This window comes from Candidatus Litorirhabdus singularis, from assembly GCF_026262625.1.
Lineage (GTDB): Bacteria > Pseudomonadota > Gammaproteobacteria > Pseudomonadales > Halieaceae > Litorirhabdus > Litorirhabdus singularis.
In genome coordinates this window covers 1,446,014-1,470,160 of the sequence record NZ_SHNN01000001.1, presented here as the reverse complement: position 1 = coordinate 1,470,160, position 24,147 = coordinate 1,446,014, and the positions used below count along the sequence as shown (strand labels likewise).

Annotated in this window: 24 protein-coding genes and 1 tRNA gene; 8 read left to right on the top strand and 17 right to left on the bottom strand. The window is 53.1% G+C overall.

Translation table 11 applies throughout. The features are described from left to right. Positions 1–36 precede the first annotated feature (36 nt). Together EYC98_RS06610 and EYC98_RS06605 are read right to left on the bottom strand one after the other, a co-directional pair. The gene (locus EYC98_RS06610; protein ID WP_279244526.1) at positions 37–786 is read right to left on the bottom strand and encodes a slipin family protein; all 750 of its coding nucleotides are present in this window, start codon (positions 784–786) and stop codon (positions 37–39) included. After that, positions 786–2,123, bottom strand: coding sequence for an NfeD family protein (locus EYC98_RS06605; protein ID WP_279244525.1), 1,338 nt, complete (start codon positions 2,121–2,123; stop codon positions 786–788). The genes EYC98_RS06610 and EYC98_RS06605 overlap by 1 nt, the downstream gene beginning before the upstream one ends. Positions 2,124–2,321: 198 nt before the next feature. Here EYC98_RS06605 and EYC98_RS06600 point away from each other — a divergent pair, with 198 nt between their 5' ends. From EYC98_RS06600 to EYC98_RS06590, 3 genes are all read left to right on the top strand, one after another. Next, positions 2,322–3,008, top strand: a complete 687-nt coding sequence (locus tag EYC98_RS06600) for an ABC transporter permease (RefSeq protein WP_279244524.1) — start codon at positions 2,322–2,324, stop codon at positions 3,006–3,008. An 83-nt stretch (positions 3,009–3,091) separates the two neighbouring features. Beyond that, a tRNA-Arg gene (locus EYC98_RS06595) sits at positions 3,092–3,168 on the top strand. Between the two features lie 40 nt (positions 3,169–3,208). After that, positions 3,209–3,421 carry an RNA-binding S4 domain-containing protein gene (locus EYC98_RS06590; RefSeq protein WP_279244523.1) on the top strand — a complete coding sequence of 71 codons (213 nt, stop codon included), beginning with the start codon at positions 3,209–3,211 and terminating at the stop codon, positions 3,419–3,421. 147 nt (positions 3,422–3,568) lie between these two features. Here EYC98_RS06590 and EYC98_RS06585 read toward each other — a convergent pair whose 3' ends face one another. Beyond that, positions 3,569–3,781, bottom strand: coding sequence for a hypothetical protein (locus EYC98_RS06585; RefSeq protein WP_279244522.1), 213 nt, complete (start codon positions 3,779–3,781; stop codon positions 3,569–3,571). 208 nt (positions 3,782–3,989) lie between these two features. Continuing rightward, entirely contained in the window at positions 3,990–4,121 is a 132-nt protein-coding gene (locus EYC98_RS06580; protein ID WP_279244521.1) for a hypothetical protein, read from the bottom strand. 400 nt (positions 4,122–4,521) lie between these two features. Between EYC98_RS06580 and EYC98_RS06575 the strand changes: the two genes are divergently transcribed. Next, positions 4,522–4,731 carry a cold-shock protein gene (locus EYC98_RS06575; RefSeq protein ID WP_279244520.1) on the top strand — a complete coding sequence of 70 codons (210 nt, stop codon included), beginning with the start codon at positions 4,522–4,524 and terminating at the stop codon, positions 4,729–4,731. Positions 4,732–4,786: 55 nt separating this feature from the next. Here EYC98_RS06575 and EYC98_RS06570 read toward each other — a convergent pair whose 3' ends face one another. Genes EYC98_RS06570 through EYC98_RS06550 form a run of 5 tightly spaced genes read right to left on the bottom strand, consistent with a single transcriptional unit; the run spans position 4,787 to position 8,974 of the window. After that, the gene (locus tag EYC98_RS06570; RefSeq protein ID WP_279244519.1) at positions 4,787–5,500 is read right to left on the bottom strand and encodes a DUF3313 domain-containing protein; all 714 of its coding nucleotides are present in this window, start codon (positions 5,498–5,500) and stop codon (positions 4,787–4,789) included. A gap of 11 nt (positions 5,501–5,511) precedes the next feature. After that, a complete protein-coding gene (locus EYC98_RS06565; protein WP_279244518.1) occupies positions 5,512–6,261 on the bottom strand; it encodes an acetoacetate decarboxylase family protein in 750 nt (249 codons plus the stop codon). Between the two features lie 36 nt (positions 6,262–6,297). Further along, positions 6,298–6,663 carry a nuclear transport factor 2 family protein gene (locus EYC98_RS06560; RefSeq protein WP_279244517.1) on the bottom strand — a complete coding sequence of 122 codons (366 nt, stop codon included), beginning with the start codon at positions 6,661–6,663 and terminating at the stop codon, positions 6,298–6,300. Between the two features lie 35 nt (positions 6,664–6,698). Beyond that, positions 6,699–7,496, bottom strand: a complete 798-nt coding sequence (locus EYC98_RS06555; RefSeq protein ID WP_279244516.1) for an SDR family NAD(P)-dependent oxidoreductase — start codon at positions 7,494–7,496, stop codon at positions 6,699–6,701. A gap of 20 nt (positions 7,497–7,516) precedes the next feature. Then, on the bottom strand, positions 7,517–8,974 hold the full coding sequence (locus EYC98_RS06550) for a flavin-containing monooxygenase (protein ID WP_279244515.1): 1,458 nt from the start codon (positions 8,972–8,974) through the stop codon (positions 7,517–7,519). Between the two features lie 326 nt (positions 8,975–9,300). On the opposite strand from EYC98_RS06550, the gene EYC98_RS06545 reads away from it, so the two are divergent. Then, on the top strand, positions 9,301–10,443 hold the full coding sequence (locus EYC98_RS06545) for a cytochrome P450 (RefSeq protein ID WP_279244514.1): 1,143 nt from the start codon (positions 9,301–9,303) through the stop codon (positions 10,441–10,443). A gap of 39 nt (positions 10,444–10,482) precedes the next feature. Here EYC98_RS06545 and EYC98_RS06540 read toward each other — a convergent pair whose 3' ends face one another. Continuing rightward, positions 10,483–10,941, bottom strand: coding sequence for a nuclear transport factor 2 family protein (locus EYC98_RS06540; protein WP_279244513.1), 459 nt, complete (start codon positions 10,939–10,941; stop codon positions 10,483–10,485). A 263-nt stretch (positions 10,942–11,204) separates the two neighbouring features. Here EYC98_RS06540 and EYC98_RS06535 point away from each other — a divergent pair, with 263 nt between their 5' ends. Continuing rightward, the gene (locus tag EYC98_RS06535; RefSeq protein ID WP_279244512.1) at positions 11,205–12,047 is read left to right on the top strand and encodes a TauD/TfdA dioxygenase family protein; all 843 of its coding nucleotides are present in this window, start codon (positions 11,205–11,207) and stop codon (positions 12,045–12,047) included. On the opposite strand, the gene EYC98_RS06530 is transcribed toward EYC98_RS06535, so the two are convergent. Then, the gene (locus tag EYC98_RS06530; protein WP_279244511.1) at positions 12,031–12,897 is read right to left on the bottom strand and encodes an LLM class F420-dependent oxidoreductase; all 867 of its coding nucleotides are present in this window, start codon (positions 12,895–12,897) and stop codon (positions 12,031–12,033) included. The genes EYC98_RS06535 and EYC98_RS06530 overlap by 17 nt on opposite strands. Before the next feature lie 148 nt (positions 12,898–13,045). Between EYC98_RS06530 and EYC98_RS06525 the strand changes: the two genes are divergently transcribed. Continuing rightward, on the top strand, positions 13,046–13,891 hold the full coding sequence (locus EYC98_RS06525) for a TauD/TfdA dioxygenase family protein (RefSeq protein ID WP_279244510.1): 846 nt from the start codon (positions 13,046–13,048) through the stop codon (positions 13,889–13,891). A gap of 1 nt (position 13,892) precedes the next feature. Here the strand turns inward: EYC98_RS06525 and EYC98_RS06520 are convergent, their stop codons facing one another. The 4 genes from EYC98_RS06520 to EYC98_RS06505 form a co-directional block, all read right to left on the bottom strand. Continuing rightward, the gene (locus tag EYC98_RS06520; RefSeq protein ID WP_279244509.1) at positions 13,893–14,426 is read right to left on the bottom strand and encodes a nuclear transport factor 2 family protein; all 534 of its coding nucleotides are present in this window, start codon (positions 14,424–14,426) and stop codon (positions 13,893–13,895) included. 11 nt (positions 14,427–14,437) lie between these two features. Further along, entirely contained in the window at positions 14,438–15,217 is a 780-nt protein-coding gene (locus EYC98_RS06515) for a dienelactone hydrolase family protein (RefSeq protein WP_279244508.1), read from the bottom strand. Then, positions 15,214–16,512 carry a serine hydrolase domain-containing protein gene (locus tag EYC98_RS06510; protein WP_279244507.1) on the bottom strand — a complete coding sequence of 433 codons (1,299 nt, stop codon included), beginning with the start codon at positions 16,510–16,512 and terminating at the stop codon, positions 15,214–15,216. The genes EYC98_RS06515 and EYC98_RS06510 overlap by 4 nt, the downstream gene beginning before the upstream one ends. 294 nt (positions 16,513–16,806) lie before the next feature. Further along, on the bottom strand, positions 16,807–18,981 hold the full coding sequence (locus tag EYC98_RS06505) for a glutamine synthetase III family protein (RefSeq protein WP_279244506.1): 2,175 nt from the start codon (positions 18,979–18,981) through the stop codon (positions 16,807–16,809). 492 nt (positions 18,982–19,473) lie between these two features. Here EYC98_RS06505 and EYC98_RS06500 point away from each other — a divergent pair, with 492 nt between their 5' ends. Next, positions 19,474–19,866, top strand: a complete 393-nt coding sequence (locus EYC98_RS06500; RefSeq protein WP_279244505.1) for an MAPEG family protein — start codon at positions 19,474–19,476, stop codon at positions 19,864–19,866. Positions 19,867–19,869: 3 nt separating this feature from the next. On the opposite strand, the gene EYC98_RS06495 is transcribed toward EYC98_RS06500, so the two are convergent. Next, the gene (locus EYC98_RS06495) at positions 19,870–22,044 is read right to left on the bottom strand and encodes a molybdopterin-containing oxidoreductase family protein (protein WP_279244504.1); all 2,175 of its coding nucleotides are present in this window, start codon (positions 22,042–22,044) and stop codon (positions 19,870–19,872) included. A 24-nt stretch (positions 22,045–22,068) separates the two neighbouring features. Continuing rightward, on the bottom strand, positions 22,069–23,946 hold the full coding sequence (locus EYC98_RS06490; RefSeq protein WP_279244503.1) for a DUF3604 domain-containing protein: 1,878 nt from the start codon (positions 23,944–23,946) through the stop codon (positions 22,069–22,071). Positions 23,947–24,147 lie beyond the last annotated feature (201 nt).

The window sequence follows — 24,147 nt, the reverse complement described above, 5'->3', positions numbered from 1 at the left end:
CTTACTTTGCCAGCGGGACCCACATTGGTTTCGGTGTCAGGAAGACCTCAGTTTTTCCATCATATCGATAGGCACCGGGAAAACCAGCGTCGAGCTCTTGTCACCGGCAATCTCGACCAGGGTTTGCAGGTAGCGCAACTGAATCGCCTGATCCTGACCTGACAGTATCTTGGCCGCTTCTGCCAGCTTTCCTGCCGCCTCCGCCTCGCCCATGGCGTGAATAACTTTGGCGCGCCGCTCGCGTTCCGCCTCTGCCTGTTTCGCCAGCGCACGCACCATGGTCTCATTAAGGTCCACGTGTTTGATTTCGACGTTGGCCACCTTGATACCCCAGGCGGCGGTTTGCTTATCAAGGATAACCTGAACGTCGGCATTGAGTTTTTCGCGCTCGGCGAGCATATCATCCAGTTCATGCTGACCCAGCACCGAGCGCAAGGTGGTTTGCGATAGCTGACTAGTGGCCTCCAGATAGTTCTCCACCTGAATAATCGCGCGCTCGGGATCGATAACCCGAAAATAGATCACCGCGTTCACCTGCACCGAGACATTATCACGTGAGATCACGTCCTGGGTGGGCACGTCCATCACTATGGTACGCAGATCGACCCGCACCATTTGCTGCAGAACCGGGATAATGATAATCAGACCCGGGCCCTTGACCTTGTAGAAGCGGCCCAGCATAAAGATGACGCCGCGCTCGTATTCGCGCAGAACCCGGAAAATGGAGATCAGCAGGCCGACCACCAGCAAAACGATAAAGACTCCGAAGTACTCTATAACTAGCATTAGCTGCTCTCCTCTTTTTGCTTGCTAACAAGCAGTGTGACGCCATCAATAGCATCGACGACAATAGGGTCATGTGGAGCCAGCCGAGTGTCACAGGACACCTCCCAGAGCTCCCCGTCAAGGCGAGCCCAAGCGACGTTGTCACGCACGTACTCAATTTCTGCACTGACTCCGAGCAAATGATCGAGACCGCTCACTAGCTCCTGCCGACGCGCCTTCAATATCAAGCCCAAAGCAACTACCAGAATACCGACACTAAATACGGTAAATGCCGCAATCATAGGCATGGCGATCTGGTAGCCGGGCAGATCGGTATCCATCAACATGATGGAACCAAAAACAAACGCAACAATTCCGCCCGGACCCAGAATGCCGAAGCTCGGGGCGAAAGCCTCGGCGGTCATCAACGCAACCCCAAGCAGAATAAGACCCAACCCGGCATAACTAACGGGAAGCAATTGCAGCGCGTACAGCGCCAGGAGCAGGCAGACCGCACCAATCACACCCGGTAACCCGACCCCGGGATTGTAGAACTCGATCAGCAAGCCGTAGATACCAGCAAGCATCAACATATAGGCGATATTGGGATTAGTGATAACGCCAAGAAATTCACTGCGCCAATCGACACTGTGTCGAACTATGGCAAGCTCAGCGGTAACCAACGTGACCGCGCTCCCCGCCACCTCCACCACCCGGCCATCCAACTCATCAAGCAGCTCCGCGACCGAGTCCGCCATCAGGTCAATAACACCCATTTGCAGCGCGTCCTCTGCCGACAGGCTGGCCCCCTCGCGAACCGCGCGCTCAGCCCACTCGGCATTACGACCACGCAGCTGACTTAAACTTTGTATATAGGCTACGGCATCGTTGACAATTTTGTGCTCCATGGGGCTCTTGCCCACTGCAGGAGTCGCCTGCCCCGGCTGCCCTCCCTCCTCAGCAGACGGCATCCGCGGAAGACTGGGGCCGCCTATCTGAACCGGTGTGGCGGCACCCAGATTGGTTCCGGGTGCCATCGCGGCTATATGGGTAGCGTATAACAAATAAGTCCCGGCGCTGGCCGCCCGCGCGCCGCCGGGCGACACATAGCCGACCACAGGCACTCGCGCTGCAAGTATTGCCTTGATCATGTCGCGCATGGAAAGGTCCAACCCGCCGGGAGTATCAATGCGTATTAGAACCAATTCAGCATCCGCCGCCTCAGCCTGCTCCAGACCACGAATCATGTGGTCGGCTGTGGCAGGGCCAATAGCGCCTTCAATATCGATCTGCCAGATGTCAGCATAAGCATTGCCCGCCGCGAATATACAAACGGACAACAAGAGCAGCAATGTCATCTTTTTAACCAACTTGATAAAACCCTCCATCACTCTAGTTTAGCTGAAGTATTTCGCCGCGTTGCCCTAATACCTTGAGGTACATCAATGGTAGGTCTTCTGAGCCCAATTGAGCTAACTCAAGGATTGTGTAAAGCCTCTTAAAATCGGCGCCCTGCCAGCCGATTTCGTGGTTACACTGGGACTATGAACCTCAGCATGATTGAACTAAGTCGATTATTAATAGCCTTTGTGCCAGTGGTGCTGGTTATTGGCATCATGTGGCACTGGCGCCTTCAGCCTGGCAAAGCCAGCTGGGCGATGCTGCGCATGCTGGTGCAGCTGTTGCTGATCGGTTACGTACTGGTATTCATCTTCGAAGCGCAATCCAGCCTGATTGTAATAGCCGTCATATTGGTGATGATTTCTGCTTCGTCCTGGATAGCGCTCAACACCATCAGCGAACAGCGGAAATCCTTGTATTTCATTACTCTGATTTCGGTAGGCATCGGTGGCAGCCTGACGCTGGCGCTGATCACCCAACTGGTACTGGAGCTCGAAACCTGGTTCGAACCGCGCTACCTGATCCCGCTGGCGGGAATGACTTTTGCCAATGCCATGACCAGCGTTAGCCTGGCGGCTGAGCGCCTGTACGCAGAACTGAAGCATGGCCACAGCTTTATCGATTCGCGCAATATCGCCTTCCAGGCAGGCATGATCCCGGTGATTAACTCACTGTTTGCCGTAGGATTAGTATCGCTACCCGGCATGATGACCGGGCAAATACTGTCCGGTGTCTCCCCCTTTATCGCCGCACGCTACCAGATCATGGTGATGTGCATGATCTTTGCCTCGGCTGGTCTATCCACTTACGGATTTCTGTTTCTGGTGCAACGCAAGCACTGAACTAGCCGAGCAAGAGCGCGATACCGGATATATCCGATTTTCCATACTCCGGTGGTGTATAGCCTGTATACTTAGCGCTCTGTGCGCCCGTAGCTCAGCTGGATAGAGTAACTGGCTTCGAACCAGTTGGTCGGGAGTTCGAATCTCTCCGGGCGCACCAATCCTCTCCCACCTTCAAATTCCTCCATCAGGCCACCAGCATGAGAATAGTTGATATCACCAGGGAGCCGGTAGAGCTGTACAAGATTCTGAAGTTCGAGGGTCTGGTTAGCAGCGGAGGTGAAGCCAAGCTGCTCATCGGCGACGGCCAAGTCACCGTCAATGGTGAAGTCGAGACACGGCGCGCCCGTAAAATGGTCAGCGGGGATGTTATTTCATTTCGCGACGATCAACTTCAGCTGCGGTTAGTCTAAAATGCCGCAGAACGCCTCGTTGCGCTAAATGAGTATGTGCGGGTAATCCAGTTCCCGATTCTGAAATGCCAGAATATCTGGTTTTTGAACGACGCCCTTATCCAGGTTTATCGCGCGACGAATAGTCTCATTCTTCTGCCAGCGGCCTTAACGACCAAAGGCCAGCAGAAGTGCTAGAGCTTGCTCCTCCGTGAACCCATGCCGCTCCATAGTGCGCTGAATCAGAACTTTCCTCAGGCCTACCGGATCCGCATCACAGGGCTGCTTCTCCCTGCTCTTCTGAATGAGCTGCGAAATATTCTGTTCCTTCGACTTCTGAGCCCTGCGGCCCCATGAATATTCGTCTTGATTGTCGGACATAATAATTGCGCCAATGTTGGTTGATAGGGGACGTTGGATGTCTGATTGATGCTAATTGCCTAATCCGGTGGCGTGCATTTGAGAATCAGCTATTGACGCGCAGGAGCTAACAGCACCTCTCCGTCGATAGCTGAAGATGCAATTTAGGCAATGCTCCTGAAACTATAACGCGTCACCCCAGGCAGGGTTCATCAAGATATGGTTTGCGTCAGACGTCCTTGACGACGAAGGGGGCGTGGCCGCCGGACTTTTTCTTCTCCCGTTTGGCCAACTTTTTTTCTTTAGCGGTGAGAATAGATTTCTTCTGGGATTCCTTATTACTGCGTTGACTCTTTGACATGATCGTTACTCCCGGCCCAACCTGGGCGTGCATGGCAACGATGAAAGCGATCAGACGATTTTGTGCGAACTCTCACCAGAAGCCTTGATGCACTTTCACTATAGGCTCATCCGGTTGCGAAATCTGTTTTACTTGCGATTGGCCATTCCGGGCCAATCAGTGCAACAACTTCAACTAAGCTGTCGAGAATGACCAAAAATATAAATCAGTTAGTGCTCGACTTTAACCTATAAGACCTGTAGTCTCCGCAACTAGTCTGAAATCGAAACTACTATTTAAAACCTACACTTCGCTGTTTTCTTCGTACTACTCGTCCTGCAGTTTCTAAATTCAAGTTGACTCTTCATACTATTCGGGCCCATTTAGGGTTCAACTACATTCACAATTTATGGTTATTAATATGTCAGAAAGAGTACAGGGAACCGTTAAGTGGTTCAACGAATCTAAAGGTTTTGGTTTCATCGAGCAGGCGTCTGGTCCAGACGTATTTGCACACTTCAGTGCAATCTCTGGCGATGGATTCAAGACTCTCGCAGAAGGTCAGGCAGTAGAGTTCACTGTCACAGCTGGTCAGAAAGGACCGCAGGCTGAGAATATTGTCGCTGTTTGATAATTAACTCGGTCGACAAATCGGGCAGGTCGTAATGACTTGCCCTTTTTTTTGCTTAATTTTCAGGTAGCACAACTGGACTCGGCGGAAGATGCTGGCGGGACGCCTCTTGCAGCCTACCAAACGCCTCATTCGCGTCCAGAACCCAAACATCCAATAGTGGCTTTATGTCCTCAAACGTGACCGCGCGACCGCTAATTTCACGACCCTTACCCTGCTTGATACTACCGCCAATAAGCTCCCCGGTTAGACTGTCAATAATCTTGAGCTCCATATAGAACTCTATGTTCTGATGACGCAAGCCTGCCGCTGAACGAGCTGCCGCAAGCGCTGCACCTACCGGTACCAGCTCTCTGGCTTTGATATCCCCAAAGGTCCTGCTGACCGACGTTATACGCGGCACCATGACAAACACGCCGTGCCCCGACTCATTTACCGCATTTATTCGCCCCTGAAACGACGCGGCAAGACCACGATCAATATAGTCTTTTACCTGTTTTAGTAAGTCTGCATCAAGATCGGTGACCTGCGTTCTCTCGGGGTAAAAATCAACCGCCTCAAGTATCACGCCTCGATAGTAACCCGATCTCAATTTCGGCGATGCATAGCGGTAGGCCGTCATGCCATCTGCAGCGTCAAAAGCCTCGAAGTTGGAATAGTCGCCGATGAAACCCAGGCGCGACTCTGTCAGCGTCCGCAATCTGTGATCAGAGAAAGAACAACCCGCCAATAGCGTGCAGGCCAGCAGCAGTATTAATACAGACTTCAATAAATGTCGCACTAAGGCAGCGGCACAGGCGCGCTCATACTAAAGCGCAGCTTGCCCATATGTCCGGAGATAAGCGGCTTTTTCGGCAAACCCAAACGCAGCAGGGGCTCGACCAAGGCATGGTCGGACAACACCATCTCGGCGTCACGACCGTACCCAACATCAGAAAAATTCTGCGTTAGGTGGCCCAGGTGCGGCGTGCCCTCAAAAATCGAGTACACCGGTGAATTCACAGGTTTGGAATCTCTGCCACCCTGGTTGCTTACACTGAAAGACAATACCTGCTCACCATCCCTGAATAGGCAGGTAATCGTCCTGCCAGCGGATTGATGGTGGCGAATATCTTCAATTGTCTTGGGGTAGCCCCACATCTGCACACCACACTCCAGCGCCGACTTTTGAGTCACTGGCAAATACCAGGTAAAAGACGGCTGCCTACCCCGCACAATATTAACCCAGGTGCTCAGGTAAGGAATCACAGGGCGCCGGGGATGTTTATTCACAAAAAAGGCGCAGCCAATCTCCTCATAGCGGCCGCATTCTGTATCCGTGTAATGCACACCGGCGAAGCTCATAACGGCCTTCCCGGGTGCGACCTCCGCCACGGTAAAGCCGCTATCCGCAATCAACTCATTGGCCACCTTGCTGGAAACTACATACATAGCCACCGAGGTGCTGCCCTCATGAAAGAGAGTCGGATAACCCAGATCTGCGCCTTCTATATTGTAGCGGCGATTAGCGTGTGGATTGCTTGCCGACATACTTAACTACCTCTCACTGCTCACTGCTGGCTCTTGCTAACCCCATTTTCCATTGCCATAAGGCGCGTTCCAACACTGCGCCAGCTTGCCACCCTCAACCTTAAACACCTCTATTCCACAGAGCTTAATGCTGGCGTCCTTCTCTGAGGTCAATTCCCAGATAGAGGTCACATAGGTTTCATCGGCATGGGTAATGATCCGGTCAATGATACCCCCAAAGTCCTCCCTACCCATTTTGACGCGAGCTATTTGCTCATCGTGACTAAGTTCTGTGGTTTTACCCTCTGGGTCATGGCGCACGATGGGGTCCGCGCAGAGCTCGCGAATCAGTTCATAGTTGCCCTGATTACTGGCTTCCTCCCAGTAACGCTCCAGTAGTATTTGGGCTTGTGATTTACTCATTTCTTAGTCCCTCAATAAGACAACTCTCATTATAATCAATCAAAGAACATGCCAACCAGGCGCTGCAGTGAAACTGGAAATAGTCGTTTTAAAAACTCAGCGATATGCGCGTCGGCACCTACCAAAACGCGTAACTTATTCTTCTCTATGGCGCGCACAATTTTCTCCGCCGCCTTATCAGTAGACATCCCGAACTTCTCCTGCAGCTGCACCGCCTTCAACTGGGCCTGGGGGTCCAACATGCGTGAAGATCGTATAACGTTGCTGCGTATCGTCCCCGGATGCACCGTCATGACTCTTACCGAGGTATTCGACAGTTCAGTCCACAATGCCTCGGTGAAGCCACGAACACCGGCTTTGGATGCCGAGTACATAGCCTGTCCCGGCATGCTAAATAAACCGAACATACTGGAGATATTGACAATGTTTGCCTCTGGAGATTGCTTGAGGTGGGGCAGAAAAAACTTACAACCATAGATAACACCTTTGAGGTTTATATCTAATAACCACTCCGCGTCTTCAATAGAGTGGTCGTCAAACATTGCCCCAACACTCACACCGGCGTTGTTGATAAGTATGTCGACAGCGCCATGCGCAGTGACCACGTCCCCCGGCAACTGCTCCATGGCGCTGCGGTTACTAACATCGATGACATATGATGAAACGGTATTACCGGCATCCGCCAGTTCGGCACACAGGGCTTCGAGTGCGAGCTCATCAATATCTACCAACGCCAGCACAGCGCCCCGGGCTGCCATAGCCCGCGCCAGAGACTGCCCGATACCGCTGGCCGCCCCCGTGATCACTACTATCTTATTAGTCAGGCTGCGCACACTTCGCCTCACTCAAGTACCTAACTCACGTCATATTCAGCGAGCCCACTAGCTTCATGCAGGCGTCGGTATTCCTTGAAATTTCCGGGGAAAAGAAACGGCGCATGGCCGGCGGCGTTGCGATAGTAACTGTGGCAATCACTAGAGCCCCATGAAAAACGCGCGAAGCGCTCATTCATCCAGCTATTGTATTCATCAAACACGTCCTGCTTCACACCCAGGGTGTGATGACCTGCTTCACGCATCTGGTCCAATAGGCGGACAATGGTTTCAACGTTCTTTTCCGCCGTAATAAAGTACGACACATTGAGTACCAGGCCGTTGGGTCCGACCGCAAAGAAGTAGTTGGGAAAATCAGGTACCGCGATACCCTTATGCGCCCTGGGGTCGTCCGCCATAACCTCAGCCAATACCTTGCCATTGGCACCCACAACATCGATGCGATCAAAATCCATAATGCGGTAGCCGGTGCAGTAGATAATCACATCAGCGTCAATACTATGTCCATCTGCTGTTACAACGCCCGTGGGTGTAACCTGCTGCAAACCGGATGCTACCAATTCGACATTGTCTCGTGTCAGGGCCGGATAGAAGTCATCAGACACCAGACCGCGCTGGCAACCATAGTGTGTATCAGGAACCAGCTCCTCCTGCATTTTAGGGTCGCTGATGGTACGCCCGATAAATTTTCGCACCATATCTTCAAATTGCCCCATGCGTTTGTGACCTATGGTCACCGCGTGTTCGACCTGACCCATCAGTAAGCGCTGCCACCAGCGCGTCAGGCTGATAATGGCGGGGAAACGGCGCGCCAGTTCACGCTGCCTTGGGGAATAGGGTTTCTTGCCTCGCGGCATAATCCAGTTGGCCGAACGCTGCAGTACAGTCAGGTGACCGGCAATCTTGGCTACCTCGGGAACAATTTGCACGGCACTGGCGGCCGAGCCCACTAACACCACCTTTTTACCCGCCAGATCCACATCATGATTCCAACGGGTACCGTGAAAACTGTCGCCCTGAAAGCTATCCATACCCTCAACATTGGGGAACAGCGGCGTGTGCTGGTTACCCATTGCATTAATCACCACATCAAACTCGTGACTCTCGCCGGTGCTGGTTTGCACCAGCCAGGTACCACCCTCCTGGTAGTGGGCGCTGGCAATACGAGTATTCAAAGTGATATGCGGGTCGAGCCCAAACTCGCTGGCGCAACGAGCCAGATAAGCCTGAATTTCTGGCTGATCGACGAAGCTGGCTGTCCAATCCGGATTGGGCGCATAGGAGAACGTATAAGAGTGTGCCCAGACGTCGCATGCCAGACCTGGGTATGTATGCAGACGCCAAGTGCCGCCGGGTGCATCCAGGGCATCGAATATAGTGAATTCGTTGAAGCCTTTCTGAATCAATTCGCGACCGGTGGCTATACCCGCTGGTCCAGCCCCAATAATAGCGATTCGTAATGTATTGCTGTCAGACATACTGCTTCTCTCTAGATCATCAATGGCGCAAAGCCTGTAAGCAGGCTCACCTTGCGGCGCATACCGTAGCCGCATTCAACAAAAGACGCCCGCAATATGCAAGCAGGGCAACCTAATAAACTGCACCAGAGGCATCAATCATTAAACACAGGCCGGCGCCATCATCAGCCCGGCCAAGCCGCGCATTCTGGACGCCGCCGGGGATCTTCTCGAGCCTATAAAAATACACAGGACTCAGCTACGGTTACTGAACAATAACTAAGGGCTTGATCGAAACCGCGATAAGATTACCATGTACCTTATTCATCCTCTGAATGAGTCATACCATGAACGCCATCGTCGATGTTCAATCTGCGGACTATCACAACAATATCTACCATCGCTATACGACTCTCCGCGATCAGCACCCGGTATATTTTGATGCCAACAGAAATATCTGGATGATCACCCGCTACGACGATGTGCGGGGTTTATTGCGCCACCCCGAAGGCACACTCAACGCAGAAACCGGCCACAGCTATATTCCTTCACTGGCCACCACCGATGGCGAACTGCATAACACCATACGCAAAGAAATCATCCCGGAGTTCTCACGCGGTGTGGTCGAAAAACTGACCCCGCTCGTCAACTCGATCGTCGATGAGTTATTCGCCGACCTACCGGCCACCGGTGAGATCGATATCTACAAGAAGGTCATCCTACGCCTGCCTCAGTTGTTTATGACGCGCTTCTTGGGCTTCCCTGAATCCCAGGCCGACCAATGGTACGAGATCGGCGAAATCCTTATGGGCACAGACCCCGATAGCAACGAGCAAGCAACGCCAGAAGTGGCCTTGAAAGTGCTAGACGATTTTGCCGCCATGATAGAGCAGGTGCTGGAACAGAAGCGCAGCGAACCCGGCGACGATCACCTTAGCTGGCTGGTCGGCCGCGAAGCTGAGGGAGCGCTGACTCCTGAGGAAACGCGGATTTTCGCCAACTGCCTTGGCTTCGCCGGGGTAGATACCACCATCAACTTGCTGGGCAATGGCACGGGGTTGCTGGCACGCTTTCCTGAGCAACGCAGGAAATTGATTACGCAACCGACTTTACTTGATGGCGCGATTGAAGAAGTTCTGCGGGTAGAACCACCCGTGCAAGGCCTCCCGCGGCGCTTGACCCAAGACCTTGAGCTGCACGGTACGGTGGTACCCAGCGGATCAGAGATTAGTCTGGTTTTTGCGGCGGCCAACCACGACCCCTCTCACTACCCTAAGCCAGAGCAGTTTGATATTGAGCGTTCAAACAAAGATCAGCTGGGACTGGGGTTTGGCCTGCATAAATGCATCGGCCAGCACATCGCCCGACTTGAAGCGCGTGCCTATTTTACAAAGCTGCTGGAACGCTACCCGGACTATGAAATCATAGAGTCGCGCTGGCGCCTGTCGCACTGGGCACGCGGTTATGCCGCGCTAAAGATCAGAGCTTAGCTGCTTTTTGATGCTTGGTTACTCTCTCGTTTGCAGCGCTTAAACATAGCGTCCGTCAAAGTCCGCGCCATTCTCGGCTAGCCACTTAGCGAAGGGTTCTACCTCCACATCATCGTACTCATCTTGTAGGTGTGTGATGAGCCCATCCACTACGGTTATAACAGAGCTCCCCGGTAGCACCGGGCAATCCAAACCCGCCAACTCATAGCTTGCCTCCCAGTTCAGCATCACCTTTTCACCCGCATCAAGATGCAAAATTTCTGGACCACCGGTTACCTCAATGCGGCGCTCGCTAAAACGCCTATCGAGCCCATCCAGCGACTTTTTTAGCCCTGCCAATATTGCGGAGCGACCTTCAATCTCGCATGCCATGGGGCCGCCCACCACCGTGTATTTCGCATTTTCAGTAAAGAAGGGCAGCAGTCGCTCCCAGTTGTCGTCGATGTAAGTCTCTTCGAATCCTGCTGCGAATTTCAACACCTGATCAATTGCTGCCATAACCTTCTCCGAGAGTGCCGTCGACGGCGTGAGGATAGTAGAAACATCTAAAGTTTAGTAGAGTTTTACCAAGATTGTTCGATGGTAACAATTATACAGCCGCAGGATCATGCCCTAAATCGAGGTGCCTGATAAAACGCCACCAAGTCCGGCAGACAAAATTCCACTAATTTCCGCAGCTGGATAGTAGTAAGATCTGCTCCGCGCTATGTGCGCCGGTATGCAGCCGCTACAGAGTACTTACAACAACAAGGTAGACGGTCATGAAAGTTACACCCTTTTCAGAAAACTGTGGTGCTGTTTTGAGCGGCATTCAGCTCTCAGAAACCAGTGATGCTGACATTGAATCGCTGCGCGAACTGCTGGCCGAGCACGGCTTACTATTTTTCAGAGAGCAAGACTTGCCACCGCAGGAGCATGAACGCTTTGCCCGAAGATTTGGAGAAATAGTACTCAATAAGTTTTTCAAGCCCGTGGAAAACTTTCCAAGTATTGCCACTGTCAGCAAGAGCGAGAAACATGAAACCAATATCGGTGGCGCCTGGCATACAGATCATTCTTATGACGAAGAACCCGCCCTGGGATCAATTTTGGTCGCGCGCAACCTGCCCAGCAAGGGCGGCAACACCCAGTTTGCCAATATGTATGCCGCTTATCAGGACTTGTCCGACGGTTTAAAGAAAACACTAGAGTCTTTACGCGCGGTGCATTCCAACGTGCATATTTACGGTAAAGATGGCCTGTTTTCCAAATCCGATATTGCCGATACCTTAGGTGGCACAGACCGAGTCGGCAACGCAACTCATCCAGTGGTAATCAGCCACCCTGACAGCGGCAAAAAGGCCCTGTACGTGAATCCGGTGCATACCATCCACTTTGAGGGTTGGACGCCGGAGGAAAGCAGGCCACTGCTGGATTACCTATACCAACATACCGAACATCCCAAATATACCTGCAGCTTTAATTGGCAGCCAGGTTCAGTGGCGTTCTGGGATAATCGAAGTACCTGGCATCTGGCGAATAACGACTACCACGGAGAGGCCAGACTAATGCATCGCATCACTCTGGCTGGCTCGCCGTTGGCAAGTGTTAGCTCCCTTTTATAACGGACTCTCCGAACTCTTCCAGACGATCAAGTCCGCCGGGGCCAGCAAAAAAGAAGGCCGGTACCATGAGGCGGCCGACACCCATTGCTGCCATCTGCTCAACGCCGCGCTTCGGATCAGCCATTTGTTCACCAAAAATGGCGCTGACTTCAATATCCTGCGGGTTGCGGCCCTTCTCTTCAGCTTTCGCGTGCAGAGCCTTGATAAGACCTGCCAGCTTCTCGGGGTCGGTAGATCCAGGGAAATAACCATCTGCAAGCGTTCCAGCGCGGTTAATCGCCCGCTCCGTATCACCACCGACAATAATAGGAATATTGCCGTTAACAGGTCTAGGCGAACTGGTCACCTTGTCGAAATCAACAAACTCTCCGTGATACTCCACTTCCGGCCCGGACCATAATGCCCGCATGGCGGCTATGTATTCATCGTTGCGGCGGCCACGGGCTGCCCAGGGGATGCTCAGAGCATCGAACTCTTCGCGCATCCAGCCAACGCCGATACCTAACTCCACGCGACCACCGGACAATTGGTCAAGTGTCGATAACTCCTTGGCAAGCACCAGCGGATTGCGTTGAGGAAGAATCAAAATACAGGTACCCAGACGCAGCGTAGGCGCTGCGGCTGCAACATAGGCCAACCAAATCAAAGGATCAGGAACCGGCATATCCGGCTCCATAGGAATTTTTCCGTCCTCGGTATAGGGATACGGCGAATCAATCTGTGCCGGAATAATCACATGCTCACCACCCCACGCAGATTCAAAGCCAATCCTTTCAGCACACCTGACAAGTTCCAGGGATTCGACGGGGTCGTGGGTAACACTGCTTGCAAAGGCCAGTCCAAATTTCATTGGTATCTCCGTATTATTATAAATATGGCCAATGAGAATAATCGGATGTGACTGAAACATCTAGGTGTTTTGAGCAGCAACGCTTTCCGGTTGAGCAACTGTCTCTGGCGGTGCTAATCTAAAAGGCATCAACAATAAGGCAGCAACTATGAACACTGTGAAGCGTATTGGCGGCAACCTGGGCGCCAGAATAGAAGGCATTGATTTCAGCACAGAGCTGAGTCAGGAAACACTGAATTTTATAACGCAGACACTTTACGAACACCAGGTCGTCAGCCTGTCTGCGACTAATATGAGTTCTGAGCAGCATCGTCAAATTGCCAGTTGCTTTGGTGAACTGGAGCATCAGGCCACCGACCAGTTCTCTGTAGACCCGGAACACCCGTTCATCACTGTTATCGACTCCGACAATGGCGACCGCGCAGATTCCTGGCATGCCGATGAGACTTTTCTCGAGCATCCCCCGTTAGTGAACTTACTGCATGCAAAAATCCTCCCGGACCACGGTGGCGATACCGCGTTTCGCAGTACTGCCGCTGCATACTCAGAGCTATCGGAAAAAATGAAAGCACTGCTTGCCGACCTCACGGCAATGCATGACTACGGACATCTTTACGAGCTTGGCTGGCGCAGTGGTATTCCGCTGGCCGAGTTAGTGGCTGACGCTTTGGCCAAAGGCCTACTGCATTCGCATCCCATTGTGCGCAGCCATCGCGTCACTGGGCGCAAATGGCTGACGGTAAACCCAACCTACACACGCTTTGTCGAAGGCCTGCCGCCGCTGGAGGCGCGCTACATTCAGGAGCTTCTATTCGCCCATATGCAGAAACCAGAATTCGCGTTTCGTCATCACTGGCAAGTGGGCGACCTGCTGATCTGGGATCAGGAGGCCGTGCAACACTACGCCGTAGGTGATTACGAAGGACGCCGGCTGATGCACAGAATTTCTGCGTTGGCATCGACGGCAACCTACACCGGAGTCAAGACAGCGTAGCTTAGGCGGTGCCATCCAAAGGCCGGTAAGCCTCGTGCCCAGGCTGCAGAATTTTTAGGAAGTTTAGATCCAGGCCGCTGGCAGATAATGCCTCCAAACCATTGGGAAAACTCTGCGTCCAATCGGCGATATAGGTGCGCCGGGATATACGCCATTCGCCGTCACGCTTCTCCAGTTCATCCAGATAACGGCCGCCAAATACAGTGTCTACCAGAACACCCGTGTCATCTTTTGCAGCTGCCACTGTCAGCCCGTAACATTCACTTTTGGCGTTTGTACCCTGCACCTGCACTGTGACCCCGGTACAAATATGCCAGCGCCGTTCGGAAGCAGCCTCAACTGCCATCACCACAGGCACCCACTCTTCACCGCTGCCCTTGAAGAAACCATAATCGATTTCCGCGTCTGGCCAGAAGCATTGCTCCTGACCAGTCTGATCCAGCCAGTCCAGGGTGCGACCATAGCGCATCAACACAGCTTCGCAGGCTCTCTCGTCCAGTAACTCCTGAAGCTGCTTAAGCATTTGCTCTTCCATTCGGTGTGCTCCTATTGGTTGAAGGTTCGCCGCTCTGCCTCAACAGTAGCGAGAATCCAGGCGGTGGCGCTATCGAAAATTTGGGTCTGCACGGCCACTACGTCAGCCTTGCTCTTGCCACAGATCCAGCCGCAGCGCGGGTCAAAGGGTGATTCGAAATGACAGTGCCTGGCGTTGGGGTAAACCTCAATGGCATAACCGTGCCGCTCAATCGTTGGCATGATATTGTTTCTTGCATTGCAGGAAGAGGCTGGCGCCAGCATAAACAGCGCAGGCACATCCAGTTCAGCTGGCTCGTTTATTGCGAGCTTCCCCGAATCGACGCTATCTAAACCGAGATAGCCTATTGCCGCTTCGTCCCGCAGCGCCGCCAGATAGGACGCCAACCCGCCCGCAGAAAACCCGGCGTAGACAGTGCTTTCAATAGACAGATGTTCGCGCACCGTAATCAAGTCATCTGCATTGCGCTGGTGATGACCATTGAACACAGTAGAGTTGCAAAAGCTCACCACCACCGTGGCAATATTGTAATCCAGCCATTGCTGGGCCCAGCCACGCTGTGAAGATAGGTCGCGCATAAAGCCGTGCGCCAGAATTAGCGTCGCTAGTGGCACCAAACTCCGCGGCTGATAGTACTCATACTTTAACTCACAACCATGCTGGCTGCGCAGCGCGCCAACTTCAGGATCAGTTGGCTCACTATCGGCATAGGTGCCGGGGGAAAGCCGCAGCCCTGCAAGAAGCAGGAGAATACGGCACCCCATCGGGATTACCGCAAACGGTCTCATCAACCGGGCAGCGCCTGCACGCACTTGAGCACCTCAGCCTGATAGGCTTTGGCTCTCTCGTTGAGAAAATCCATTTCGTGTAACTCAGTGGGCACAAAGGCGAGTCCTATATCCAGCTCAGGGTGCCATTGGAACACCGAGCCGCCCAAACCCATCCAGCCGTAGAAGCCCTCTCTACCCTGATTCAAATCTCGCTGTATCGCACTACTGTCTGCGCCGCACGCTGCAAAATAGGCAAGACCACCCTGGGTAAAACTGGTGTCCAAAAACCCGCCCATGGCGGCCCGAATTGGCTGGTCATGCAAAGCGGCCCAAGCAGTACTACTCAAGTATTCCCTACCATCGAAGCTGCCACCGGCTGACATCATGGCAGCAATTTTGGCCAGGCCACGAGCGCTGCAATGCGCATTAGCAGAAGGCGTCTCTCCCATTTCAACTGCAGGCTCGTTAAAGATGCCTATACTGCTCATCCCCTTCAACGGCGGCGGACCACCACCTAAGGAACCCCTGCGAATTACTGGAATCATGCGGACTATTCTGGCGATCACCTGAAAAATATTGTGCACCACTTTACGTCCGAAGAGCTTGGGCCTGAAGCTGGAGCGAATGTAAGCCCAAATACCCATAGGAATGACCTTGGCAATTCCGCCTAGTTCAGCCTCGGGCACACCAATAACCGCGTCTGCCTGCAGCGGCGCGCTGATCTCTTCCTGCAAAAATTCACCCATGGTGCGACCAGTCGGATCAACGCGACGAAACAACTCATTGGCAACCCAACCACGGGTCATCGCGTGATACTCCCTTTTTGCCGCAGTGTCTGAACTGGCAAATACTTGAGGCTGTGCTTCAATCACGCTGCCAACCTGGTTTTGCTTGATGTTCTCTGGAAGCAACCAGGCAGGCTCCAGCGACTGATTAAACCCGGCCAGGCCTGACTCATGCCGCATAAGGTCTGCTACCAAAACCTCCGATTTTCCATTCGCCGCAAACTCCGGCCAATAGCTGGCAATAGTAGCGTCATAACTCAGCAAGCCCTTGCCGACCAACCATGCAATGGCAATGGTCTCCAAACTTTTTCCGCTGCTGAAGACATTAATAATGGAGTCAGCAGAGAAATCTTCCACAGGTAAGGGCGCCGCCCACAGATCTATCACCTTTTCGCCCTTGTGATAGACACAAAGCTGAGCCTGCGCCTCCGCCATGGTGCGCATATTCTTGGCGAACATCTGTTTGACCGACTCGAAGCCAGAGGCCACGGAGCCGTGCGTGCTAACGGTATCATTCTCGTTTGGTGACATATTGAACCTCAGTGTTATAACCCGCATAGTCGGAGCCACAACCGCTGTTGTCAACCGCGGCGCTAGCAATAGGCTGACGGCTCCTGCCTGACCAACAGCGTTAGCATGTCCAATACGGTGATGAGGACCTTCGGTAGCGACTTTAACTTAGTTAATCTGTGCTTCAGGAGAGCCAAGCGGCAGCGGGGAAAATAATTGAGCAACACGCGCGGCATTATCAATGCACTAAACGAAAAAAGGGGGCCCGGCAGAATCGTGAATTCCGCCGAGCCCCCGTTTTGCTATTCTCACATACTACTTGATGAACAGCATTTCCTGATACTTCGGCAGTGGCCACAATTCGTCTGAAACCTCTGCCTCCAATGCATCGGCAGCGGTTCGAACTTCGTCCATAAGGGCTCTAATAGTCGTAGCGCAATACTGCATGTGCACCTCGGTGGACTCAAAATCATGTTGCTCCAGCGCGTCAGCCAACTTGGCCACCGCAGCAATCATGGCGTTAGCATTTCCGGCTACCGCTTTTGCAACTGTATTATCCAGCTCAACCCCCATTGCCAACATGCCCTCTGAGGTAGCACCCAGCGTAGTCAGGTATTCAATCGCCGCGGGGTAGATGATGGTCTTAGCCATATCAATAACCAGTTTGGCTTCAACCTCAATAGACAGCACATACTGCTCTGCATACACTTCAAAGCGGCTTTCCAGCTCTAAGGGACTAAGCACGCCAGTGCTCTCAAACATTTCAATCACTGACGCCTCACGCAATGCCGGTAACGCATCTGCTGTGGTTGGGATGTTCTTAAGACCACGCTCTTCGACGGCGATTCTGTGCCATTCCTCAGAGTAGCCATCACCACCAAAAATTACATTGCCGTGTTCGTTCATAAGTTCTTTAAGCACAGCTGCAACGGCTTCAGCCTGACTGGTACCTTTAGCAAGTTCCGGCTCAAGCTTGCCCGCTATCCAATTGAGGGAGTCAGCCAGCATGGTATTCATAGCAACGAGCGGTCCGGAAACCGAGTGCGAGGAGCCAACGGCACGGAATTCAAAACGGTTACCAGTAAACGCGAAGGGAGATGTTCGGTTACGGTCGCCAGGGTCACGGTCAAAGCTCAGAATTTGGGACAGGCCCGAATCCATAGCACCACCCTGCTGCGCAGTCATCAAATTGCCTTCTTTTATATCATTGAATACTTTCTCCAGCTGGTCACCCAGATAAACGGACAGAATAGCTGGAGGAGCTTCGTTGGCACCCAAACGATGATCGTTAGAAGCAGACGCGATCACTGCGCGCAGCAAAGGTCCGTGTAGATGTACGCCACGTATTACCGCTCCACAAAACAGCAGGAAGAGTAAATTTTCGTGCGGAGTTTTACCCGGATCCAACAAGTTACCCTGGGTAGAGTTACCGACAGACCAGTTGACGTGTTTACCTGAGCCATTAACACCGGCAAACGGCTTTTCGTGCAGAAGACACATAAAACCGTGCTTCTTGGCGGTGGCTTTCATCAACGTCATCATCAACTGCTGATGATCTGCAGCCACGTTGGCAGCTTCATAATATGGGGCGATCTCAAATTGACCCGGCGCCACTTCATTGTGGTGCGTCTTGGCCGGTATACCCAGCTTATAGAGTTGATCTTCGTAGTCTTGCATGAACACCTGAACGCGGGCAGGGATAGCACCAAAATAGTGATCGTCAAATTCTTGCCCTTTGGCTGGCGGTGCACCAAACAAGGTGCGGCCAGCCAGCAGCAGATCCGGACGACTATTGGCAAAGTTGGAGTCAACCAGGAAGTATTCCTGCTCGGCACCACAGCTTGAGTTCAGCGTTGCAATGTCAGTTTCGCCCATTAGAGACAGTACTTTCTGCGCCGCTTCGTTCATAGCAGCGTTGGAACGCAGCAGTGGGATTTTCTTATCCAGCGCTTCTCCCGTCCAAGACATAAACACGCTTGGAATCATCAGCGTAGCGCCGTTATCTGTATGCATAATAAAGGCCGGGCTGGTTGGGTCCCAGGCAGTGTAACCACGCGCCGCGTTGGTCATCCGCAGGCTGCCGTTCGGGAAAGATGACCCATCGGGCTCTCCCTTGATCAACAGGCTCCCGGAAAATTCAGTGATAGCACCACCTTCAGAATCAGGAATAATAAATCCGTCGTGCTTCTCCGCAGTGATATTGGTCATTGGGTAGAATAAGTGGGAGAAGAACTTGGCACCTTTCGATACAGCCCACTCCTTCATCGCCGCCGCGACTACCTCAGCGGTGCCGGGGTCAAGAGGCGCGCCAGTCTGGACAGTCTTCTTAATGGACTTAAAAGCCGACTTTGACAGAGCCCACTCCATGCGGCCCAAACTGAAAACATCATCGGCCCATATTTTCCCCAGCGGCTCAGTTTTTGCCACCGCAGCCGGTTCGCGATTGGTAATCTCTGCTATGGCATTTTGGCGGGTTGGATTGGCACTCATTCTGACTTCCTCGACTGTTAGTAATTGGGACCAGCAAACATCATCACCTAGGGATCGGACAACGTTGAACTGGGAAACTGCATAACTCTAAGCAAAATACGCGCCAACACTTCAGAATTAGGTAAGCCACTGATATTGCTTACTAAATTACGCGAGGCGGGCTAACACGCACCATTCTGATGCGAGCCGGTTTTAGCTGGCGCACAATTATAGTGCATTTCGCACCAAAATAATGCGCATGCTGACACCCTTGAATCTTGTTACCGCCGCACCGCCACTAGTCATTCAGGCCTTTTGAAAAAAATCACCCCTCCGACAGTTCAGTGATTAATGCCTGAACTGCCAGGCTTAGCTAATTGAACCCGGCGGCCTGCAAGTTTGGTGGGCGCCGAAACACGGCCTCACAAATGCAATGGATCAGGGCGCACAATAGCTCTACTATGCGCTATAGATATAACCAACACACTAAAACGCCACCAGGCAGGAGTTAGTATGTCCGTTGAACTAATGATGTTGTTGTATAGCACGCTGTTACTGTTAGTCGTTATTCTGGCTCAGGCGGGCCTCGCCATTATGCAAAACGGATTGATGGCGCAAGCAGGCAGTCGCGACAGTCTGCCAGAACCGAGCGTAGTGCGGCTGCGATTACAGCGCCTGACCGCTAACCTGCAAGAAAACCTGATTATGTTCGCCGCCGTCATCCTGATTGCGAATGCAGCTGGCGTTTCCAATACCACCACAGCGCTGGGAGCCAGTATTTTTCTGTATGCACGTATCGCACATGCCATTGTCTACGCGTTGGGTTGGCCGGTGATCAGGCCGTTATTTTACTTCGCGAGCCTCTACGGTCTGATTACCATTGTTCTGGAGCTGCTAAAATCCTGACTGTCAGCTAACCCCTGGTAGCGCGGCTGACACCTCCACCGGCACGCCGTTCATATGCGACATACCGGAGCCAGGCTCTATTGAATCGGGTCCACTGGGCGTTATGACATTAACATTGGCGCCCAGGGTCTCACGGGCCACGCTCAGCCCTGCCGCTTTTTGATGCCCCCAACCATGGGGTACGGAGACAGTACCTGGCTGCAGGTCTGCGTCGAAGCGCACAGGGACTTGAATCGACTGACCGTTAGCCGCAACCGTTGCCATCTCAGCTTCCTTCAGGTTTCTGAACGCGGCGTCGTCAGGGTGAATATAGAGATAGTTGGTATTGCGCTCACCCTTAATAAACGCACGGGCATTGTGCGCCCAACTATTGTGGGTAAACCTTTCCCGTTTCTGGATCAGCTTAAGTTGGTCAGCGTCCACCAACTCACGGGCAAAGCGCGCCTCAAGTTCCTCGGCCCGGGCAACCAGATCGGCCGGCGCCAACTCAATCTTTCCGGATGGCGTTTTCACACGCTGACCCAGGTAGTCTCCCGGTTGATTCGGTTCCAGTAGCACCCCGTCGACTTGCCGACGCAAACCGCGGACTCCGCCAAGCCCCGCCGACCTTGCCAGCATTGATATAAACAGGATGTCGGCTGAGGTGGAAACACTCGCAGGCAGAAGCTTGCCGAAAAACTCACCCAGATTACTGCACCATTGCAGTAGTCGCGAACCGCCAACAGGACGTCCGGCGGCTTTACACAGCTGACGAAAGATCAGGCCTTCGTCTCGGGAGTCGCCAGCAGCCGGCAGTACAGCATCCGTGTAGGAAAAACTGCGATCCGGCATCAACCCCATCAGCGTAAAAAAGTAGAACGGAATATCCGCCCGCTCCAGACTGTGCAGCCCCGGCAGTATGTAGTCCGCCAGCTCAGCGGTTTCATTGCGAACGATATCAATACAAACGAACAGTTCCAGACTGCCCAGCGCCTGCTCCAGCCGTTGACTATCGGCACAGGTCAACAATGGATTGCCAGACATGTTAAACATCGCCCGCACCTGGCCCTGGCCCGGCTCCAATATTTCATCGGCCATGATACCTGCGGGTATGGTGCTATTAACGTAGGGCACTGCATCGATTCGCGATACCCGCGCTGCCTCCATACTGACGGGTAGCGCAATCACAGCTTTACCGGCCAGCACGCCACCACGGCGGTCAAGATTGCCGGTAATCGCATTAATAGCTTCCTGCAACCAATACACCAGCAAGCCAGCACTGCCCTGATTGACCCCTGTGGAGAAATACAGAGCCGCTCCATCGGCTGCCAAATAGCCGCTAACCATTTCACGCAGTGTATCAGCCGGTATACGTGTTACCTCGGCCACCCGCTCTATGGGCCAGGGCTTGCAGACTTCCACAAGCGACTCATACCCATTCATATACGAGGCGACCCTTTCGGCCTTAACGCCGCCTTGCTGTATAACCTCGTGCAGGAACCCCAGCATGAAGAATACATCAGTATCGGCGCGGATTGGCACGTGCTCACCCACGCGTTTCGCAGACTCTGTGCGGCGCGGGTTAACCCAATAAACTTTACCGCCGCGCTCTTCAATAGCTTCAATGCGTTGCATCGGGTTGGGCAACGATATAAAGCTCATTTTCGAGATGACTGGATTTGTGCCCACCGCAATCAAAAATTGGGTGTGATCAATATCCGGGAACACCTGGTCATTGGGGCTACCAAATAACCGCTCGCCACCGGCAAATTTATTGGCGCAATCCTGTGTGCCGGGAGTAAACAGTTTATGGGCCTGAAAGGCTTTTAAAAAATGGGTCATCATCATGGTTGGCCAGATACTGAAACCAATCGGATTACCCATGTAAGCGGCAATAGACTCGCCGCCATGCTGCGCATGAATTGCTTTCAGCTTGGCGCCAATCTCCGTTATCGCTTGCTCCCAGCTCACTGGGACAAACTCGCCGTCGACCTTCTTCAGCGGAGTCGTAAGCCGGTCAGAACTGTGCACAAAGTCAGCCATACGCAGACCCTTGATGCAGGCATACCCCTTACTCGCGACGTGATCCTTGTTCGGCTCTATATTGAGGACACGCGCATCTGCGGTGGTTACGACCAAGCCACATTGCGCTTCACAAATACGACAAAAAGTCTTTTTCTGAGTTTGCTGACTAACCATAGATATCGTTCTCGAGCTCTTCAACTATTTGGCAGCTTGTGCAGGTTGATACCAAATTGCCGACGTCACCGCACGCTCCTGCAATGAGTTCGGCAACGGTGCTTCTATACCCAGCGCTTTAGCATCATAGGTAGTCCAGCGCGGCGTCGGTATTTCAATGACACGGGCATAGTAAAATGCCTCCTCGGCCGCATCAAACTGTCGGTCATACCATACACCGGACAGCTGTGCGGCGCCGATAGTATTGGCAAAAGTGGCCGCCTCCGCATCCACTGTATTACCGACTGTCGGCAACTGCCCACGTGCATCCAACTGACGCCCATCAGACCACACCACATCAAAGACTGTCTCCCGCGATGCGCCATCAGCTGCAACCCAACCCTTAACGATTTGGATGCGATCAAGATTGCCACTGGTGGGATCCCTGATCGCCCATACTGCAAAGCCAGGCACATCAGCTTGCGCTGCGGGGGGCAGCTTACCGCCCATGGGCACCCCGCGGGCCTCTGCAAGCTCTATCCAGTCTGGCTGTGCCAGCATATCCGGCTGGTAATTCCAGCCGCCAAAAAAGCGCACACCTATACGCGGACCGGAGGTGGCATAGGTCTCCTTGCGACGCATAGCGTCAAATAGGGCCTCTCGCGTATTTTCCTCAGCCCATACTGCGGCCAGACCTGCAGCATTCCAAAGTTTGCCGCCGGCAATTTCTGCCGGCATGTAAGAATTAGTGCGCAGTCGGGTCGCCGCACTCCCGTCCAGCAGCGGTAACTTGCCATGAAAATTGTCTTCCTCGACCGGTGACGAAGCGTTATGACCATCGGAGCTACCTATTACCCCAAACCGATACGGATTAAAGCCCTCGCTATGCGACATCTCGATACCGCGACGTAGCGCATCCCGCGCATAACTACCTTTGGGCTGAGACAGATCAAGGTCCTGCGACAGGCGCGTATCAACGATCTCAAAACCGGCAAACGTATCTTCTGGCGATAACTGCGGATGAGTCTCAGAGGAGCCTTTAACTTGATAAATCTCGCTGATGGGCTCGTTAATCATTCGCCTGGCCGCATAAGCGCCATTCATAACCCCTCCATCATAAACAACGGAATCATACATAAGACCATTGCTCGCATTGCCGTTGTGGGGAATGGCAAAATTGTCCATACCCAGCTCGCGCTGGCGCTCGAGTTCGGCCCACAGATCTCGTGGGTCCTCTGAGTTTAGTGAACTGTAAGGAATCGCGGGTGCCGCAGTGCTTCGGTAAATGACATTGCGGTGCAAGTTGTTGTCGCCCGGCATAGAGCTCCACTCATAGGCCAAGAAGGTGGTGAATCGACCCGGGTTATTGTGACGCTCCGCCGCAGCGATAGTCTGCTCCCACGCATCACTAGCGAACTCCTGCCAACCAGCCGAGTCGACGTTGTCCAGGCTAAAGCCCAGGGTGGTGCGCAAAAAGGCTATAGTATTGCGCAGCTTGCCATCGGAATGCATACGCTGTTTAAAACTGCGCTGACTCAGCGGCAACGATGGCTCGGTGGCGCGCAGCAAACCCAGGTACTCGGAGTGGTCGGTGACCGCCGCAAAATCCAACGGCCGCTGCAGTTGTATACCGTAGCCACCGGCGTGCTCAATCTCACCTCCCCGAGTAAAGGTATAGGCATGATCAGGTGTCGCCCGCACGCCCATGGTCCAGGCGTCGGTCGAATAGCTCGTATGTATATGCAGGTCTCCCCAATACAGATTGCGACTGGAGCTGAACTCCGTAAGTTGCTTGGCTGGCACCGGCGCTGCTGTGGAAGCGTCATACGCCGGCAGCAGGCTCGGATCATCGACGCGACTGCAAGCAAGCAGGACCTGCACAGCGGTCAGCATCAACAGGAATTTTATTCCCTCAGACATCATTGGACTTCCCATGCTATTAGCCGATTATCGATATTGGATAGCTAACAAAAACGCCACTCTTAACGACTGACACTCTATCGCATTAGAACAATCAAGGCACAACGCAGCGAGCGCACGGCCATGAGTTGGGTTAACTAGTTGCACCAGCGCTGATGAGCACATGTGAGCTTGTGCACGACGGGCTTCTCCATGGCTGCTAGA

Excerpts from the sequence above, each read along its gene's own strand:
- EYC98_RS06610 (WP_279244526.1), bottom strand. The coding sequence starts at position 786 with ATGCTAGTTATAGAGTACTTCGGAGTCTTTATCGTTTTGCTGGTGGTC.
- EYC98_RS06605 (WP_279244525.1), bottom strand. The coding sequence starts at position 2,123 with ATGACATTGCTGCTCTTGTTGTCCGTTTGTATATTCGCGGCGGGCAAT.
- EYC98_RS06600 (WP_279244524.1), top strand. The coding sequence starts at position 2,322 with ATGATTGAACTAAGTCGATTATTAATAGCCTTTGTGCCAGTGGTGCTG.
- EYC98_RS06590 (WP_279244523.1), top strand. The coding sequence starts at position 3,209 with ATGAGAATAGTTGATATCACCAGGGAGCCGGTAGAGCTGTACAAGATT.
- EYC98_RS06585 (WP_279244522.1), bottom strand. The coding sequence starts at position 3,781 with ATGTCCGACAATCAAGACGAATATTCATGGGGCCGCAGGGCTCAGAAG.
- EYC98_RS06580 (WP_279244521.1), bottom strand. The coding sequence starts at position 4,121 with ATGTCAAAGAGTCAACGCAGTAATAAGGAATCCCAGAAGAAATCTATT.
- EYC98_RS06575 (WP_279244520.1), top strand. The coding sequence starts at position 4,522 with ATGTCAGAAAGAGTACAGGGAACCGTTAAGTGGTTCAACGAATCTAAA.
- EYC98_RS06565 (WP_279244518.1), bottom strand. The coding sequence starts at position 6,261 with ATGTCGGCAAGCAATCCACACGCTAATCGCCGCTACAATATAGAAGGC.
- EYC98_RS06560 (WP_279244517.1), bottom strand. The coding sequence starts at position 6,663 with ATGAGTAAATCACAAGCCCAAATACTACTGGAGCGTTACTGGGAGGAA.
- EYC98_RS06550 (WP_279244515.1), bottom strand. The coding sequence starts at position 8,974 with ATGTCTGACAGCAATACATTACGAATCGCTATTATTGGGGCTGGACCA.
- EYC98_RS06545 (WP_279244514.1), top strand. The coding sequence starts at position 9,301 with ATGAACGCCATCGTCGATGTTCAATCTGCGGACTATCACAACAATATC.
- EYC98_RS06540 (WP_279244513.1), bottom strand. The coding sequence starts at position 10,941 with ATGGCAGCAATTGATCAGGTGTTGAAATTCGCAGCAGGATTCGAAGAG.
- EYC98_RS06535 (WP_279244512.1), top strand. The coding sequence starts at position 11,205 with ATGAAAGTTACACCCTTTTCAGAAAACTGTGGTGCTGTTTTGAGCGGC.
- EYC98_RS06530 (WP_279244511.1), bottom strand. The coding sequence starts at position 12,897 with ATGAAATTTGGACTGGCCTTTGCAAGCAGTGTTACCCACGACCCCGTC.
- EYC98_RS06525 (WP_279244510.1), top strand. The coding sequence starts at position 13,046 with ATGAACACTGTGAAGCGTATTGGCGGCAACCTGGGCGCCAGAATAGAA.
- EYC98_RS06520 (WP_279244509.1), bottom strand. The coding sequence starts at position 14,426 with ATGGAAGAGCAAATGCTTAAGCAGCTTCAGGAGTTACTGGACGAGAGA.
- EYC98_RS06510 (WP_279244507.1), bottom strand. The coding sequence starts at position 16,512 with ATGTCACCAAACGAGAATGATACCGTTAGCACGCACGGCTCCGTGGCC.
- EYC98_RS06505 (WP_279244506.1), bottom strand. The coding sequence starts at position 18,981 with ATGAGTGCCAATCCAACCCGCCAAAATGCCATAGCAGAGATTACCAAT.
- EYC98_RS06500 (WP_279244505.1), top strand. The coding sequence starts at position 19,474 with ATGTCCGTTGAACTAATGATGTTGTTGTATAGCACGCTGTTACTGTTA.
- EYC98_RS06495 (WP_279244504.1), bottom strand. The coding sequence starts at position 22,044 with ATGGTTAGTCAGCAAACTCAGAAAAAGACTTTTTGTCGTATTTGTGAA.
- EYC98_RS06490 (WP_279244503.1), bottom strand. The coding sequence starts at position 23,946 with ATGATGTCTGAGGGAATAAAATTCCTGTTGATGCTGACCGCTGTGCAG.